The following is a 16,709-nucleotide window of genomic DNA, read 5'->3' as shown; positions in this document are numbered from 1 at the left end:
TGACGTCCCCCTCCTCACGCTCCCCGCGCCCGCAGCCGCACCAGGTGGCGCGTGTGACCTCGCAGGCGTCGGAGCTGCTGGAAGTCCTCTGGGGGCGGGCCTCCACGGCGCCGGTCTCGGCCTCCCAGCTGCGGGTGCTCTTCATCCTCGAACACCACGAGGGCATCAACCTGCGCACGCTCGCCGACTCCCTCGGTTCCACTCCACCGTCCACCAGCAGGCTGTGCGACCGGCTCCAGGCCGTCGGCTTCGTGGAGCGCCGCACGTCCGCCGGCAGCCGGCGGGAGCTGGAGCTGTTCCTGAGCCGCCGGGGGAGCGCCTTCCTGGACGGCCTCAGGTCGCGCCGCGAGGCGGCGCTGGAGGACGTGCTGGAGCAGATGCCGGCGGCGCAGCGCGCCGCCCTGCTGACGGGCCTGGAGGCGTTCTGCGCGACCGCGGCCGCGCAGATCCACGAGTCCGACGCCGCTGACGCCCGGACCGCCTGACGCCGTTCCCGGGTGATCGGGTCCGCCCACCGGCGCATCCGTGATCCCTCCCGCATCTGTCCCGCTCACTCTGTTGCCTGCCCGGCACAGTTGTCAAATGACAACTGTCGGGCAGCGTTCATCGGCATTCATGGGCATTCATGGCGCATTCATCGGCATTGGCCGGCACTGGTCAGCATGGGTCGGCGTTCATGGGTGTCCGCGACGTTCCCGGGCGGGCCGGCGCCGGAGCCCCGCGGGCGGCCCGCCGCCGCTCAGCTCCCGGCGGACCCTGCGGCCTGCTGGTCGATCAGCTCCAGGGCCTGCTCCGGCTTGTCCGATATCGGCACGGTGATGCTGACCCCGGTGAGGTCCAGGACGCGGCGCACGGCCGGCGTCGGATTGATCACGTGCACGCTGCCGGGCAGAGCCCGCGCCTCCTGGTACACCCGCAGGATGATGTTCATCCCGGACGAGTCCATGAACGGGACCTCGGAGAGGTCGATGAGGAAGTGCCGTCGTCCGTGATGCAGCTGGTTCGCCAGATGGGCCTGGAACTCGGTCGCGGTGTCGAGATCGAGATGGCCCGCGACCGTGACCAGGGCGACGTCCTCACGAGGCAGGGTGACCTCGACGGACAGGGGGTTCTGGGCGATGGACACGTGTTCCTCCGGAAAACTGGCGGTCGGGGGCTCTGCCCCGGCGGGCGGCAGCGACACGCCGGGACGGCGGACGGGGACGAAGGACGGCGCGGAGACGTTCCCCATGGTCCGGTCCAGCCCCTTTCCGCCCGTCGATCCCCGGCCTGTCGGTGCGCCCAGCGGATACCCCCGAATCGTCAGGACATGCATCAGGGCAGTGCCCCGCCGGCCGGTCCCGGGCGGCCGCCGTGCCCTACCGCAGCCTGATGCCCACGATGCAGGTGTCGTCGTCCGTGTCGGACCTGCTGTAGGTGAGCAGCCGGTCCAGCTGCTGGTCCAGCGTCGGCGGCACCGTGCGGGCCTGCACCAGCAACTGCGTCAGCGACTCCTCCACGGACCGGTCGCGCCGCTCGATCAGCCCGTCCGTGTACATGAGCAGGGTGTCGTCCGCGGCGAGCTGGACCTCCTCCTCCTCGTACTCCGTGTCCGGCACCGCGCCCAGCAGCATCCCCCTCAGCAGGGGCAGCGGGGCCGCCTGGGTGTCCCGCACCAGCACCGGCGGCAGATGCCCCGCGCGGGCCCAGCGCAGGGTGTGCCGGGACGGGTCGTACAGACCGCACACCGCCGTGGCCGTGATGGAGCCCGTCAGATGGTGGGCGACGATGTTGAGCCACGACAGCAGCTGCCCCGGCCCCGCCCCGGTCACCGCCAGCCCGCGCAGCGCGTTGCGCAGCACCACCATGCTGGTGGCCGCCTCGATGCCGTGCCCGGCGACGTCGCCCACGCACAGCATCACCAGCCCGGAGGGCAGCACGACGGCGTCGTACCAGTCCCCTCCCACCAGGTGCTCCTCCTCGGCCGGCCGATAGCGGACGGCCACCTGCAGACCGGGCGCCTCCAGCGGGGCCCGGGTGGGCGGCATGATGGCGTGCTGGAGTTGCAGCGCCAGCCGGCTGCGCTCACTGGCCTGCTGCTCGGTCTGCGCCAGCTGGTCGCGGGTGGCGGCCAGCGCCACCTCCGTCCAGTGCTGGGAGGAGATGTCCTGGTAGGCCCCGCGCACGGCGACCAGCCGCCCGTCGGTGTCCAGCACCGGCTCGGCCACGATCCGCATGTGCCGGGTCACCCCGTCCGGCCGTTGCAGCCGGAAGGCGGCCGAGGCGGGCCTGCGGTGGTGCAGCAGGGTGCGCAGCAGGCGCCCCACGACGACCGCGTCGTCGGGGTGGGTGTGCTCCGACAGCTCCTCCAGGCGGACCGGAGGGCTCGACAGCGGCCGCCCGTACAGGGCGAACAGCTGCCCGTTCCACGTCGTCTCGCCGGTGAGGAGGTCCTCCTCGAAACCGCCGATGCGTCCGAGCCGCTGCGCGTTCTGCAACAGGCTCGCCAGCCGCGCCGCCTCGTCCTCGATCCGCCAGATCAGCAGCACGCAGGTGCCGTGCCGGCTGATGCTGAGATCGGCCACCGCCGCCAGCGGCACCTCGCCGACCAGCGCGGTCAGACTCATCCGGCGGGCCCGGAACGGCTCGCCCGTGGCGTGGACGCGCTCGATGCGCTGGAACAGGTCGCTCCCGCCCGCCGCCATCGGATAGGCCTCCAGCAGCAGAGCGCCGTTGATCACCGCCCGTGGCCGGCCCGCCGGGTCCAGGAAGCGGTCGTTGACGTGCTGGATGCGGAAGTCCAGGAGCTTGCCCGCCCCGTCGACGTGCGGCACGAGCACCAGGGCGGGATCGTGCAGACCGTCCGTGAGGTCCATCAGCTCCGACGCGTCCGGCAGCACGACCGGCTGCTGATCGGTCCCGCGCACGTACGCGTACGACTGGAGGGTGTGCGCGCACAGCTCCGCGAGCGCCTCCACCTGGCGCGCCACCTGCGGAGGCTGCGGGGCCAGCGGCGCCGGCCAGGCGATCTCCAGGATCCCCTGGACGCGTCCGGCGGTCGCGGCGGGCACGGCGACCCGCCCGCCGTCGGGGTGCAGCTGACGTCCCACCGTGGGCAGCCCGGTCCGCTCGAGCGAACCGATCCACTGCGCCGTCCCCTCGGTGAGCGCGTTGCGCGCCACCGTGGCCACGTCCGGCGGCACGTACCGCCAGCGCTCCGCCTCGCCGGGGGAGAAGCCCGCGCTCCCGGCCAGCGTCAGCGAGCCGTCCGAGCCCACCGCCCAGATCGCCACGGCGACCGCGCCCAGCGGGCCCAGCGCGTGCTGGAGCAGCGAGTCGGCGACCGCCTGCGTGTCGTGCGCGGCCGCCAGCGCCGCGCTCTCGGCGGTCCGCAGCCGCACCGCCGTCGACGCCTGCCCCGGATCCTCCGCCTCGCGCACGGCGGCGAGGAACGCCTCGGCCACCTCCGAGACGCGGTCCTTGGCCGCCTGGTTGATGACGTCCACCGCGAACTCCAGCGCGGTGGTGCCGGCCTGCTCGGCGAGCGCCGTCAACTGCTGCGCCGCCTCGGCCGGCCCGCACCCCAGGCGCTCCACGAGGATGCCCTTGGCCAGCTCGACCAGGGCCCGCCCGTCGGCCTCGGCCTGGGCCGCCCGCACCTCCCGGCGCAGCCGGTCCACCGTCGCGGCGAGCCGGCCCACCGGGGAGGTCCCGGCGTCCGCCTCCGACAGGTCCGCCTCCTGCGCGGACACCACCTCGTGCCCGGCCGGCGCGGTCGGGCCCGCCGTGGCGGTCGCGGCCCCGGCGGCGCCGACCGGAGCCGGCAGCGAGCGGGCGTCGCCGGATTCTGTGGGCTGGGCGGGAATGGTCACGGTGTGCGGTCTCCTCGGCTGGGGACGCCTGGGGCGCGGGGCGGGCAGGACGTCCTCAGGCGGTCAGCCAGCGTCGTACGCAGGCCATGAGGTCGTGGGTGTCCACCGGCTTGGTGACGTAGTCGCTGGCCCCTGAGGCGAGGCTCTTCTCCCGGTCGCCGGGCATCGCCTTGGCGGTCACCGCGACGATGGGCAGCTCGGCGTACTCGGGCATGCGGCGGATCTCGGCCGTGGCCGTGTACCCGTCCATCTCGGGCATCATCACGTCCATCAGCACCATCGCGATGTCCGGGTTGTTGCGCAGGGTGTCGATCCCCTCGCGCCCGTTCTCCGCGTGCAGCACCCGCACGCCGTGCAGCTCCAGGATGCCGCTGAGCGCGAAGAGGTTGCGCGCGTCGTCGTCGACCACGAGGACCGTGCGGCCCACCACGGCGTCGTCGACCGGCGGCGGCCCCTCGGGCCGCTGCGGCTCCTCCGGCCGCACCAGCGCCAGCACGTCGCCCGGCTGCTCGGCCGACAGGTGCAGCGTGATGCGCTCGCGCAGCTCGTCCAGGCTGGAGAGGAACTCCATCGGCTTGCCCGCGGCACGCGACTGCAGACTCCGCTCCTGGGCGAGGTCCGCCCGGTGCCCGCTGTGCACGAGCACCGGCACCCCGGTCAGCGCCGAGTCGTTGTGCAGGGCCTCCAGGAAGCGCGAGGCCTCGGCGTCGGGCATGCCCAGTTCCAGGACGACGCAGTGGCACGGCTCCGCGGCCAGCGCCCCCGCCGCCTCGTGCGCCCCGACCGCGGTGACGATGTCGACGGGGGCCGCCGACGTGCCGTCCTCGCGGCCGCGCGCCATGTCCGCGACGACGCTCTCGGCCACCAGCGTCAGCAGACCGCGGGGCCGCTCCTCCACCACCAGCAGTCTGCGCGGGCGCCGGGCCGCCGGACCGGCCGCGAGCGGCACGCCCTGGACGCCGGCCGGGATCGCCGCGGGCGGTTCGCCCACGACCCGCTCCACCGGCCGGCCGCCGTCGATGACCTCCTGGAAGTCCCGCCGCGCCACCGGCAGATAGAGCGTGAACGTGCTGCCGCGCCCCGGCGTGCTGTCCACCGTCACCGCGCCGCCCAGCAGATGTGCGATCTCACGGGTGATGGACAGCCCGAGTCCCGTGCCGCCGTACTTGCGGCTGGTGGTGCCGTCCGCCTGCTGGAAGGCGCCGAAGATGGTCTCCAGCTGCTGCTCGGGGATGCCGATGCCGGTGTCCTTCACCCGGAACGCCACGATCGTGCCGCCGCGCACCACACCGCCGGGCACCTCCTCGTCGGAGGCCGGCTCGATGCGCAGCTCCACGCGGCCCTGCTCGGTGAACTTCACCGCGTTCGACAGCAGGTTGCGCAGCACCTGACGCAGCCGTGAGTCGTCGGTGAGCAGGTCCGCCGGGGCGCCGGCGGCCGTGTCGACGGTGAACTCCAGGCTCTTCTGCGACGTCATCGGCCGGAACGTGGCCTCGACGTACTCGATGAGCTGCCGCAGCGAGACCCGCTCCGGCGAGACGTCCATCTTGCCGGCCTCGACCTTCGACAGGTCCAGGATGTCGTTGATCAGTTGCAGCAGGTCCGAGCCGGCCGAGTGGATGATGCCCGCGTACTCGACCTGCTTCGGGGTGAGGTTGCGCGAGGGGTTCTGCGCCAGCAACTGGGCCAGGATGAGCAGGCTGTTGAGCGGGGTGCGCAGCTCGTGGCTCATGTTCGCCAGGAACTCCGACTTGTACTTCGACGCCAGCGACAACTGCTGCGCGCGCGCCTCCAGTTCCTGCCGTGCCTGCTCGATCTGGAGGTTCTTCGCCTCGATGTCGCGGTTCTGCGCCACCAGCAGCGAGGCCTTCTCCTCCAGTTCGGCGTTGGAGTGCTGGAGTTCCTCCTGCTGTGACTGCAACTCGGCCGAACGGGCCTGGAGTTCGGCGGTCAGCCGCTGCGACTCGTCGAGCAGCTCGTCGGTGCGCGCGTTCGCGACGATGGTGTTGACGTTGACGCCGATGGTCACCCGCAGCTGCTCCAGGAAGTCCACGTGCGTCTGGGTGAAGGCGGTGACCGACGCCAGCTCGATCACGCCGAGCACCTGGCCCTCGAAGACGATGGGCAGCAGGAGCAGGGCGCTGGGCTCGACCTCGCCCAGGCCCGAGGAGACGGTGACGTAGCCGGGCGGCAGCTCGTCGACGGTGATCGTACGGCGGCTGCGCGCGGCCTGGCCGACGAGGGAGCGGCCGAAGGGGATGCGGGTGGGGCGGGTGTCGTCGGCGGGGTAGCCGTAGGCGCCCACGAGCCGCAGCTCGGGGCCGTCGGGCCCGTCCTCGGCGAGGTGGAAGGCGCCGAACTGGGCCGACACCAGCGGCACCAGCTCGTCCATGATCAGCTCGGCGACCACCGGCAGGTCGCGGTGGCCCTGCATGAGACCCGAGATGCGCGCCAGGTTGGTCTTGAGCCAGTCCTGTTCCTGGTTGGCCCGGGTGGTCTCGCGCAGGGACTCCACCATGGAGTTGATGTTGTCCTTGAGGTCGGCGACCTCGCCGGACGCCACCACGGTGATCGACCGGGTGAGGTCGCCCTCCGCGACGGCGCTGGTGACCTCGGCGATCGCGCGGACCTGCCGGGTCAGGTTCCCGGCCAGTTCGTTCACGTTCTCCGTGAGGCGCTTCCAGGTGCCGGAGACGCCCTCCACCTCGGCCTGGCCGCCGAGGCGTCCCTCGGTGCCGACCTCGCGGGCGACGCGGGTGACCTCGTCGGCGAAGGCGGAGAGCTGGTCGACCATCGTGTTGATGGTCGTCTTCAGTTCGAGGATCTCGCCGCGGGCGTCGACGTCGATCTTCTTCGAGAGGTCGCCGCGGGCCACGGCCGTGGTCACCAGCGCGATGTTGCGCACCTGGCCGGTGAGGTTGTTGGCCATCGAGTTGACGTTGTCGGTGAGGTCCTTCCAGGTGCCGGCCACGTTCGGGACCTGTGCCTGGCCGCCGAGGCGTCCCTCGGTGCCGACCTCGCGGGCGACGCGGGTGACCTCGTCGGCGAACGCGGACAGCGTGTCCACCATGGTGTTGATCACATCGGCCAGCGCGGCGACCTCGCCCTTGGCCTCGACGGTGATCTTCTGCGACAGGTCGCCGCGGGCCACGGCGGTGGCCACCTGGGCGATGGAGCGCACCTGGCCCGTCAGGTTCGACGCCATCACGTTGACGTTGTCGGTGAGGTCCTTCCACGTGCCCGACACCCCGCGGACCGTGGCCTGACCGCCCAGGTTGCCGGCCGTGCCGACCTCGCGGGCGACGCGGGTGACCTCGTCGGCGAAGGCGGAGAGCTGGTCGACCATCGTGTTGATGGTGTTCTTGAGTTCCAGGATCTCGCCGCGGGCGTCGACGGTGATCTTCTGGGAGAGGTCGCCCTTGGCCACCGCGGTCGCCACCTGGGCGACGTTGCGGACCTGGTTGGTCAGGTTCCCGGCCATGAAGTTCACGGAGTCGGTGAGGTCCCGCCAGGTGCCCTTGACGCCCTTGACGTCCGCCTGGCCGCCGAGGCGTCCTTCGGTGCCGACCTCGCGGGCGACGCGGGTGACCTCGTCGGCGAAGGCGGAGAGCTGGTCGACCATCGTGTTGATGGTGTTCTTGAGTTCCAGGATCTCGCCGCGGGCGTCGACGGTGATCTTCTGGGAGAGGTCGCCCTTGGCCACCGCCGTCGTCACCTGGGCGACGTTGCGGACCTGGTTGGTCAGGTTCCCGGCCATGAAGTTGACCGAATCGGTGAGGTCGCGCCACACGCCGGCCACGCCCGGCACCTGCGCCTGGCCGCCGAGGCGTCCTTCGGTGCCCACCTCGCGCGCGACGCGGGTGACCTCGTCGGCGAACGCGGACAGCTGGTCGACCATCGTGTTGACGGTCTCCTTCAGCTGGAGGATCTCGCCACGGGCCGGCACGTCGATCTTCTGGGAGAGGTCGCCCTTGGCCACCGCCGTCGCCACCTGCGCGATGTCGCGCACCTGCGTGGTCAGGTTGCCGGCCATGGCGTTCACGGAGTCCGTGAGGTCCGCCCAGGTCCCGGACACCCCGGGCACCTCGGCCTGGCCCCCCAGCGTGCCCTCGGTACCCACCTCCCGGGCCACCCGGGTGACCTCCGACGTGAAGACCGACAGCTGGTCGACCATGCCGTTGAAGACCGTGGCGATGTCGCCCATGAGACCGTCGCCGTCGGTGGGCAGGCGGGTGCCGAAGTCCCCGTCCCGGACGGCCGTCAGGCCGGCCAGGAGCTGGCGGAGCTCGTGGTCGCCGGGAACCGTGTCCAACGGCTCGGTCGCGTTGCTGGTCATGCGTACCCTCGTTCCGCTCCCCAGGAGCCCCCGGTCGGGGACTCGGAACCGGGCCGTCCGGGTGGGCGGCCCCGCATGTCGCGCCAGTGTTTCCGCAGTTCACGGAAGTGTGCGATGAGAGAAATCCGCCGCAGGCTAACCCACCGGAGCGCACGGAAACAAAGCCGGACGTCACTTCGTCCACACAGGAATTCCAGACCGCGCACACCATGCATGCCTGGCCGGATACGGGGTACCCAAACACGTTTCTGACCCGCGTCGGCGGCCTGCGCCGGTCCGGGAGCCAAGGTGAGGAGAGGCGGTGCGGCCCCGGTCCCGGTCCCGCGGACACGGGTCAGCCCGGCCCCCAGGGGCCCCTCTGCGCCCCCCGCACCCGCGACCCGCGCGGGTGTCGCCGCCGGCTCTCCGTGTGCGGCGCGCGCGGGCGTCCTGCCCGTCCGCGGGACGTCCGGAACGGGCCGACACGCCCCGAATGCGGCTGCGCCGACAGGGTAGTTGGAGCTGTGGAACGCGAGAAGGGAGCAGCGTGACCATCAACGGAATCTGGTCGTACGCGCCGGGCAGCGGTCATGTCGAGGGACAGGACCTCACCGGCTACGCCGTCGTGACGGCCGACGGGACCCTCGGGCATGTGGAACGCGAGGCCGGCCCGCAGGGAATGCGGCACCTCGTCGTCGACACCGGCGTCTGGGTGTTCGGCAGGAGCGCCGTCGTCCCGGTCGGCGTGGTGAAGGGCGTCGACCACGAGGCCCGCGAGGTCTCCTTGGCCTGCACCGCGGACGAGGTGAAGGAGGCGCCCCGCTTCCGCACCGACAGCGAGACGAGCGACCCGGCCTACCTCACCGCCGTCGGCGAGCACTACGGCCGGCCGGCCCCGCGGGGGACGTCGTCGCCGTGAGGGAGCGGGAGTCCGCGACCGTGCGGACGCCCGCGAGCCGGCCGGTCCGCCGCCGTGCCGCACGGGAAGACGATCAGCGTGTTCCCGCCGGTCCGCGAGGCCGGCCGGCCGCTACGAGGAGCGCGCACGGCACACCCGTCGTCCCGTGCTCCCGCCGTGCTTGCGCCGTGCGGCTCACCAGGGCAGGAAGACGTGGACGTCCTTGCCCGGCTCCTGGCCCTCGTCCGCCGTCACCACGCTGACCTGGCTGCACAGCGTGTGCACCAGGTACCAGCCGATGCCCCCGCCACCGCTGTCGGGGTGGAAGGGACGCGGGGTCGGCGGGGTGCTGTTGGTGTCGTGCACCGTGACGTGCACCCCGTCGAACGTGCGCCGCAGCTGCAACTCGAACGGCCCCGGAGCGTACTGGACGGCGTTGGCGGCCAGTTCCGTGACGATCAGCACGATGTCGTGCCAGCACTCCGGCGCCGTCGGCGGCGACGCCCGCGCCAGGTCGTGGAGGAACTCCTCGGTGGTCAGTCGTGCACCCGTCACGTCATGCGGTTCACCCGCAAAACGGGCCGTTCGGCTCGGAATCGCCCAGGAGGACAATGCTTCGTTACCCCGCGGCTCGGTTGCCATGTCAGTGTGCGGTCCCGCCTCGGCCGGACCGTCGTCCTTTCTCGTGCGACTCGCTCTGGCTTCGCCCCTTGCTGGGTTCCCGGGGCTGCCCAGGCTACGCGTCCGTCTCGCCGCAGCCTGCGCCCCGGCCGGGCCGCGGGCGACGGCCCTCGCGGACGCGCCGCGCCGATCCGGACCGTCCGTGACCGGACGGCCACCGCGCGTCCGTGCGAGCTGCCCGACCCGGCTCAGCGGAACACGTCGTCCGCGTCGTCCCAGCTGAGGACCTCCTCCTGGGGCCCCTGCCGGGGCAGCCGCGCACGGGCCTGGTACATCGCCTCGATCTCCGCCGCGTAGTGCGTCACGATCGAGTCGCGGCGCAGCTTCATCGAGGGGGTGAGCAGTCCGTTGGCCTGGTCGAAGGGCTGCGGCAGGATGCGGAACGCCCGGATCGACTCGGAACGGGACACCGCGCTGTTGGCGGCGGCCACCGCCCGCCCGATCTCCTCCCGCAGCGCGTTCTCCTCCCGCGCCTCCCGGCTCTGCTTGTCGCCGTGCAGCGTCAGGCTGCCGCGCCAGTGCGCCAGGAAGTCGGGGTCCAGGGTGATCAGCGCCCCCACGCAGGGCCGGTTGTCGCCCACCACCACCGCCTGGTGGACGAGCGGATGCATCCTCAGCCGCTGTTCCAGCGCGGTCGGCGCCACGCTCTTGCCGCCGCTGGTGATGATGACGTCCTTCTTGCGGCCGGTGATGGTGAGGTAGCCGTCGGAGTCCAGGTAGCCGAGGTCGCCCGTGGCCAGCCAGCCCCCCGACAGGGCCGCCCGCGTCGCCGCCTCGTCGTTGACATAGCCCTGGAAGACCGACGGGCCGCGCACCAGGATCTCCCCGTCGCTCGCCACCCGCACCTCCGTGCCCGGCAGGGGCTGCCCGACGGTGCCCGACTTCTCCCGGCCGAGCGGCTGCATCGTGATCCCGCCGCCGGTCTCGGTCAGGCCGTACCCGTCGTGCACGTAGATGCCGATGCCCTCGTAGAAGAGGGACAGGTCGCGGTGGAGGGGCGAGCCGCCCGACGTCGCGCGGTGAACCCGGCCGCCGAGCGCGGCCCGGAGCCTGCGGTACACCGTCCGCTCGAACACGGCGTGCTGCAACCGCAGATCGAGCCCCGGACCCGAGCCGCGGCCCAGACGCTGCCGCTCGACGGCCGCCGCGAAGACCCGGGCCGTCTCCGCCGCCCGCTCGAACAGCGCGCCGCGGCCCGCCTCCTGGGCCACCCGCAGGAAGTTCTTGTAGATCTTCTCGAACACCGAGGGGACCGCGTAGAGATACGTGGGACGGAAGGTGCGCAGCGACTCCGTGAGCGACTCTGCGGCGAGGTCCGGCTCGTGGCCCATCAGGATGCCCCCGCGCAGGCACAGGCCCTGGATCATCAGCCCGTAGACATGGGAGAACGGCAGGAAGGCGAGGACGCTCGCCTGCTCGCCCTCGGGCGCCGCCGTGTGCCCCCAGCCGGCCAGGAGCGTGTCGCACGGACTGGCCAGGCTGCGGTGGCTCAGCGCACAGCCCAGCTGCCGCCCGGAGGTGCCGGACGTGTAGGCGATCACCGCCGTGGAGTCCGGCAGCACGATCCGGCGCAGCGAGTTCACCGTGGTCAGCGCGACCGACTCGCCGCGCTGCGTGAGCTGTTCGAGCGCCCCCGCGTCCAACTGCCATACGTGCCGCAGCGCCGGCAGGGCCGCGCACACCGATCCCACGGTCATGACGCTCTGTTCGTCCTCGACGACCACCCCGACGCAGCGGGCGTCGCGCAGGATCCACTCGACCTGCTCGCGCGAGGACGTCGGGTACACGGGCACCACCTCCGCGCCCACCGCCCACAGCGCGTGACACAGCACCGTCCACTCGTACCGGGTGCGCGCCATGACGGCGACGCGGTGCCCCGGCGAGATGCCGGACGCCACGAACCCCTTGGCGAGATCGACGACTTCGTCGCGCAGCTCGACGGCGGTGACCTCTTCCCAGCCGCCCGCCCCTGCCGCGCGCCGGGCGAGCACCGGCAGCGCGGGGGTGCGGGCGGCTGTCTCGAAAACGCTGTCGGCGAGCCCTCCGGTCAGGGGCGAGGCGGCTGGGGGAGCGAGGGCGAAGTCGCGCATGCGCTGCTCCTGACGTGTACGGGCTGTGACTCCGCCGACGAGGACTGTCATCGGCGGTGGTCGAATGTAGCCCAGGTAAGACCACTTGTGGCCAGGAACGAATAAGTAATCCGCCTTGATGATCTCGCCCCGAGGCCGCCCGCCTCAGGCCTGGGTGTGCTCGACGCAGGCGGCCACGACCTCGCGCAGACTGCCGGTCCGCTCCCACACCTCGCGCTGGATCCGGGCCCCGCTGCCGTGCCGCAGCAGGTCGGCGCACGACGTCCGGGCCCGCTCCAGGTCACCGCTGTCCGACAGCGCGCCCTCCACGTGTTCCAGCAGGGCCCGCACGACCGCCTCGGCGGGCGCGCGCCGCATGGTCACGGGGTGCAGCAGGTCGCCGCCGAGCCCGGTACGGGCCGCCTGCCAGTTGGCCAGCCGCAGCAGGCTCACACTGTGGTCGAGGGGATCGCGCCCCGAACGCCACTCCCGGGCGGCCGTCTCGACGAGCCCGCGCACCAGCGTGGCGACCAGCACCGCGGTGTCCGCGTGCAGGCAGACGTCCGCCACCCGCACCTCCACCGTCGGATAGCGCGCCGAGAGCCGGGCGTCGAAGTAGACCATGCCCTCGTCGAGGATCGTGCCCGTGTCCACCATGTCCGCCACCCGCCGGCGGTAGCGCTCGGCCGAGCCGAACAGCTCGGTCGGCCCCGCCGACGGCCAGCGCTGCCACACCCGGCTGCGGTAACTGGCGTAGTCGGTCTCCCGCCCCTGCCAGAAGGGCGAGTTGCCGCTCAGCGCGATCAGCACCGGCAGCCACGGCCGGATGCGGTCGACCACGGCCACGCCCTCGTCGTCCGACTCCACGGACACATGCACATGGCAGCCGCACACCATCTGCTCACGCGTGGCGATCCCGTACTGCTCCGCCATCCACTGGTATCGCCGGTTCATGCTGATGGCGGGACGCACCGGAAGCGGCGAGGCGGCGAGCGCGGCGACGGCGCACCCGGCCTCCCGGGCGTGCGGCGCCGCCTCCCCGCGGATGCGCACGATCTCCGCGCCCAGCTCGTCCATGCCGGACTGCGGATGGGTGCCGAACTCGAGCATCTGGCTGTGCAGTTCCTTCTCGAAGACGTCGTCCTCAGCCTCGCACCGGGAGGCGCGGGCGAGGACGGCGGCGGACAGGGACTGCGGCTCCCCGGTCTCGGGGTCGACCAGGAGGAGCTCCTCCTCCACTCCGACGGTGCGCACGCGAGGTGACCTTCCTGTGGTGGGTGGTACGCATCCGACTGCCCCGTCCGCCGGTGTTCAAGCGGACGAGGGGACCAGCCACACCGTGGCCAGCGGCGGCAGCGTCAGCCCGAGCCCGCCCTCGACGGCCGCCACCGGACCGGTTTCGCCGACACCGCTGCCGCCGTACCGTGCGGCGTCGGTGTTGAGCACCTCGCGCCAGGCCGGGACGTCACCGGGGACGGCCAGCCGGTAGTCGTGCCGCACGACCGGCGAGAAGTTGCTGACGGCGAGCAGCGGCCCGCCCCGGGCGTCGTGGCGCAGGAACGCGAAGACGTTGTCGTCCGCCGCGTCGCCCAGCACCCAGCGGAACCCGGCCGGGTCCGTGTCCCGCTCCCACAGCGCCGGGGTCGCCCGGTAGACGGCGTTCAGATCCCGCACCAGGTCCTGCACACCCCGGTGATCGCCCGCCGAGGCGTAACCCGGGTCCAGCAGCCACCACTCCGGCCCGTGCTCCTCCGACCACTCCGCGCCCTGCGCGAACTCCTGCCCCATGAACAGGAGCTGCTTGCCGGGGTGGGCCCACATGAAGCCCAGGTAGGCGCGGTGGTTGGCGCGCCGCTGCCACCAGTCGCCGGGCATCTTGGAGACCAGCGCCTGCTTGCCGTGGACGACCTCGTCGTGGGAGATGGGCAGCACGTAGTTCTCGCTGTACGCGTACACCATCGAGAACGTCATCTCGTTGTGGTGGTACTTGCGGTGCACCGGCTCCTTGGCGATGTACTGCAACGAGTCGTGCATCCAGCCCATGTTCCACTTCAGCCCGAACCCCAGCCCGCCGCTGTCGGTCGGCCGGGTGACGCCCTCCCAGGCGGTCGACTCCTCCGCGATGGTGACGACGCCCGGACTGCGGCGGTACACCGTCGCGTTCATCTCCTGGAGGAACGCCATCGCGTCCAGGTCCTCCCGGCCGCCGAACACGTTCGGCGCCCACTGACCGGAGTCCCGCGAGTAGTCGAGGTAGAGCATCGAGGCGACGGCGTCCACCCGCAGCCCGTCGACATGGAACTCCTCGCACCAGTAAGCGGCGTTCGCCACCAGGAAGTTGCGCACCTCCACGCGCCCGAAGTCGAACTCGAAGGTGCCCCAGTCCGGGTGCTCGGCCCGCCGGGAGTCACCGGGTTCGTACAGCGGGTCCCCGTCGAAGCGCCCCAGCGCCCAGTCGTCCTTGGGGAAGTGCGCCGGCACCCAGTCCACGATCACGCCGATGCCCGCCCGGTGCAGCGCGTCCACCAGGTACTTGAAGTCGTCCGGCGTGCCGAGCCGGGAGGCCGGCGCGTAGAACCCGGTGACCTGGTAGCCCCAGGAGCCGGAGAACGGGTGCTGCGCGACCGGCATGAACTCCACATGGGTGAACCCGAGGTCGCCGACGTACGCGGGAAGCTCCTCGGCCAACTGGCGGTACGTCAGCCCCGGTCGCCAGGAGGGCAGATGGACCTCGTAGACCGAGAACGGCGCCACGTGCACGGGGACGTCGCCCCGGTGCGCCATCCACTCCTCGTCCGCCCACTCGTAGTGCGAGGCGTGCACGATCGACGCGGTGTCCGGCGGCACCTCGCAGCGCCGGGCCATCGGGTCCGCCTTGAGGAAGCGGTGCCCGTGCCGGGAGGTGATCTCGAACTTGTAGCGGGCGCCCTCGCCGATCCCGGGCAGGAACAGCTCCCACACCCCGCTGGCGCCCAGCGAGCGCATCGGGAAGGCGGTCCCGTCCCAGAAGCAGAAGTCCCCCGCGACCCGCACCCCCTGCGCGTTCGGCGCCCACACCGTGAACCGGGTGCCGGCCACCCCCTGGTGCGCCATCGGCTCCGCGCCGAGCGCCTTCCACAGCTCCTCGTGCCGGCCCTCGCGGATCAGATGCAGGTCGAGGTCGCCGAGGGCGGGCAGAAAGCGGTACGGGTCGTCCACCTTGTGCTCGACGCCGTCGTACGACACCAGCAGCGTGTACGCGGGCGTCCCGGCCAGGGGCAGCACGGCGGCGAACAGACCGTCGCCCTCGGAGGCCAGCGGCGTGGCGACGCCGTCGATCACCACGCTCACGGCGTCCGCGAAGGGACGCAGGGCCCGGAACAGCACGCCGCCCGGCACCGGGTGTGCGCCCAGCAGCGCGTGCGGATCGTGATGGGCGCCCGACAGCAGACGGCCGCGATCGGCCGGACCGAGCGCGGGCGCCGTGCGCGGGCGGGGGCCGGCCGACTCGGGCGGAGAAGTGTCACGCAGGGCCACGGGGGTCAGCCTCCTCGGACGGCGAGTCGTTCGATCGCCGCCATGGGTACGGGCAGCCAGTCGGGACGGTTACGGGCCTCGTACAGCACTTCGTACACGGCTCGGTCGGTCTCGTAGGCACGCAACAGGGCATGTTTCTTCCGGGGGTCCCAGCCCGCGCGGGCCGCGTAGCCCGCGCAGTAGGCCTCCCGGCAACGCCGTGCCCACTCCGGCCGCCACGGGCGGCGCTGGCGGGCGGCGTAGTCGAAGGAGCGCAGCATTCCGGCGATGTCGCGGACCGGGGAGTGGGCGCTGCGCCGCTCGGCCAGCGGACGCGACGGCTCGCCCTCGAAGTCGATGACGAACCAGTCGCGCCCGGCGCGCAGGACCTGGCCGAGATGCAGGTCGCCGTGGATGCGCTGGGCGGGCGGACCGGAGTCGCACACCGCGAGCGCGCCGAAGGCGGTGGTCAGCCCCGGAACGAACGGCCGCAGCGCCGGCACATGGTGCGCGGCCGCCTCCAGCCGCTCGGTCATCGCCGCGGCGGTGCGTCCGTCCTCGGCGTCCGGCCCGGCCGGCAGCGCCGCGGCCAGCGCCAGGTGGACGTCCGCGGTGGCCCGGCCCAGTTCCTCGGCCTCGGCCGTGAAGTCCTCGCCCCGGGCCAGGGCCCGCAACGCCAGCGTCCAGCCGTCCGAGGCGTCGGGCAGGAACGGCTGGAGCACGCCGAGGGTGGCCTCCTGCGGATGCGTCGTGCGGAACCAGGCGACGGGTGCGGGCACCCGCCCGCACCCCTGCCCGGCCAGCGCGACCGGCACCTCCAGATCGGGGTTCACCCCGGGCTGGACGCGCCGGAAGATCTTCAGGATGAACGCGTCCCCGTACACCAGCGAGGTGTTGGACTGCTCGGCCTCCAGCAGACGCGGCGCGAGCCCGGGGGGCAGCGACACGGACGGGTCCGACTCGAAGCACAGCGGACCCAGGACGCCGGGATGACGCATCCGCTCCAGCAGCAGCTGAGCCGACCGGGGGTCCTGCAACGCGTCGTGGACCGTCAGCCCCGCCAGCGGCCCTTCCTCGACCCTGCCGATCAGCGCGCGCCCCAGCCGCGGCGACAGATGCTCCTGAACGCCCAGCAGCAACTGGTAGCAGTCGCCGGCCGGGGGAGTGCCGCCGGGGGTCGGGACCCCCGACTGGTCGGCGTGCACGAGCAGGTGCAGACAGCCCGGATACAGCTCCGTCATCGACAGCATGCGCAGATCGGTGAGCGGCCGGTCCTTGCCGGCGAACCAGCGCTGCCGGGGCAGCCACTCGCACAGCAGCGCGGCGAGCGGTCCGGCGGTGCGGACGGCGTTCGCGCTGCCCGGTCGCAGGGGTGCGGTCCTCGTCACGGTGACCCATCC

General features: G+C 72.5%; 10 protein-coding genes. 2 read left to right on the top strand and 8 right to left on the bottom strand.

Annotation, left to right across the window (positions count from 1 at the left end; genetic code table 11):
* Positions 1–53 precede the first annotated feature (53 nt).
* Positions 54–485, top strand: a complete 432-nt coding sequence (locus OG802_RS01955) for a MarR family winged helix-turn-helix transcriptional regulator (RefSeq protein WP_329406504.1) — start codon at positions 54–56, stop codon at positions 483–485.
* 254 nt (positions 486–739) lie between these two features.
* Here the strand turns inward: OG802_RS01955 and OG802_RS01950 are convergent, their stop codons facing one another.
* The 3 genes from OG802_RS01950 to OG802_RS01940 all read right to left on the bottom strand — a co-directional run bounded on the left by OG802_RS01950 (position 740) and on the right by OG802_RS01940 (position 8,187).
* Positions 740–1,126 (bottom strand): STAS domain-containing protein, encoded by a 387-nt coding sequence (locus OG802_RS01950; RefSeq protein ID WP_329406502.1) that lies wholly within the window; start codon positions 1,124–1,126, stop codon positions 740–742.
* Between the two features lie 232 nt (positions 1,127–1,358).
* Complete coding sequence (locus OG802_RS01945) at positions 1,359–3,734, bottom strand: SpoIIE family protein phosphatase (RefSeq protein ID WP_329416899.1); 2,376 nt, start codon at positions 3,732–3,734, stop codon at positions 1,359–1,361.
* Between the two features lie 172 nt (positions 3,735–3,906).
* A complete protein-coding gene (locus OG802_RS01940; protein WP_329406500.1) occupies positions 3,907–8,187 on the bottom strand; it encodes a HAMP domain-containing protein in 4,281 nt (1,426 codons plus the stop codon).
* Between the two features lie 526 nt (positions 8,188–8,713).
* On the opposite strand from OG802_RS01940, the gene OG802_RS01935 reads away from it, so the two are divergent.
* Complete coding sequence (locus OG802_RS01935) at positions 8,714–9,085, top strand: PRC-barrel domain containing protein (protein ID WP_329406498.1); 372 nt, start codon at positions 8,714–8,716, stop codon at positions 9,083–9,085.
* Positions 9,086–9,259: 174 nt separating this feature from the next.
* On the opposite strand, the gene OG802_RS01930 is transcribed toward OG802_RS01935, so the two are convergent.
* The 5 genes from OG802_RS01930 to OG802_RS01910 form a co-directional block, all read right to left on the bottom strand.
* Positions 9,260–9,706 carry an ATP-binding protein gene (locus OG802_RS01930; RefSeq protein ID WP_329406495.1) on the bottom strand — a complete coding sequence of 149 codons (447 nt, stop codon included), beginning with the start codon at positions 9,704–9,706 and terminating at the stop codon, positions 9,260–9,262.
* A gap of 227 nt (positions 9,707–9,933) precedes the next feature.
* Positions 9,934–11,835: an AMP-dependent synthetase/ligase gene (locus tag OG802_RS01925; RefSeq protein ID WP_329406493.1), complete on the bottom strand. Its 1,902-nt coding sequence runs from the start codon at positions 11,833–11,835 to the stop codon at positions 9,934–9,936.
* A 144-nt stretch (positions 11,836–11,979) separates the two neighbouring features.
* Positions 11,980–13,068, bottom strand: a complete 1,089-nt coding sequence (locus OG802_RS01920; RefSeq protein ID WP_329406491.1) for a glutamate--cysteine ligase 2 — start codon at positions 13,066–13,068, stop codon at positions 11,980–11,982.
* Positions 13,069–13,125: 57 nt separating this feature from the next.
* The gene (gene glgB / locus OG802_RS01915; RefSeq protein ID WP_329406490.1) at positions 13,126–15,330 is read right to left on the bottom strand and encodes a 1,4-alpha-glucan branching enzyme; all 2,205 of its coding nucleotides are present in this window, start codon (positions 15,328–15,330) and stop codon (positions 13,126–13,128) included.
* Positions 15,331–15,335: 5 nt separating this feature from the next.
* Positions 15,336–16,697 (bottom strand): maltokinase N-terminal cap-like domain-containing protein, encoded by a 1,362-nt coding sequence (locus tag OG802_RS01910; protein ID WP_443055162.1) that lies wholly within the window; start codon positions 16,695–16,697, stop codon positions 15,336–15,338.
* Positions 16,698–16,709: the final 12 nt, after the last annotated feature.

Source organism: Streptomyces sp. NBC_00704 (assembly GCF_036226605.1).
Taxonomy (GTDB): Bacteria; Actinomycetota; Actinomycetes; order Streptomycetales; family Streptomycetaceae; genus Streptomyces.
Note: the sequence above shows the minus strand (reverse complement) of the source record. Positions and strands in the feature narration are given on the sequence as shown.

Excerpts from the sequence above, each read along its gene's own strand:
- OG802_RS01940 (WP_329406500.1), bottom strand. The coding sequence starts at position 8,187 with ATGACCAGCAACGCGACCGAGCCGTTGGACACGGTTCCCGGCGACCAC.
- OG802_RS01930 (WP_329406495.1), bottom strand. The coding sequence starts at position 9,706 with ATGGCAACCGAGCCGCGGGGTAACGAAGCATTGTCCTCCTGGGCGATT.
- OG802_RS01925 (WP_329406493.1), bottom strand. The coding sequence starts at position 11,835 with ATGCGCGACTTCGCCCTCGCTCCCCCAGCCGCCTCGCCCCTGACCGGA.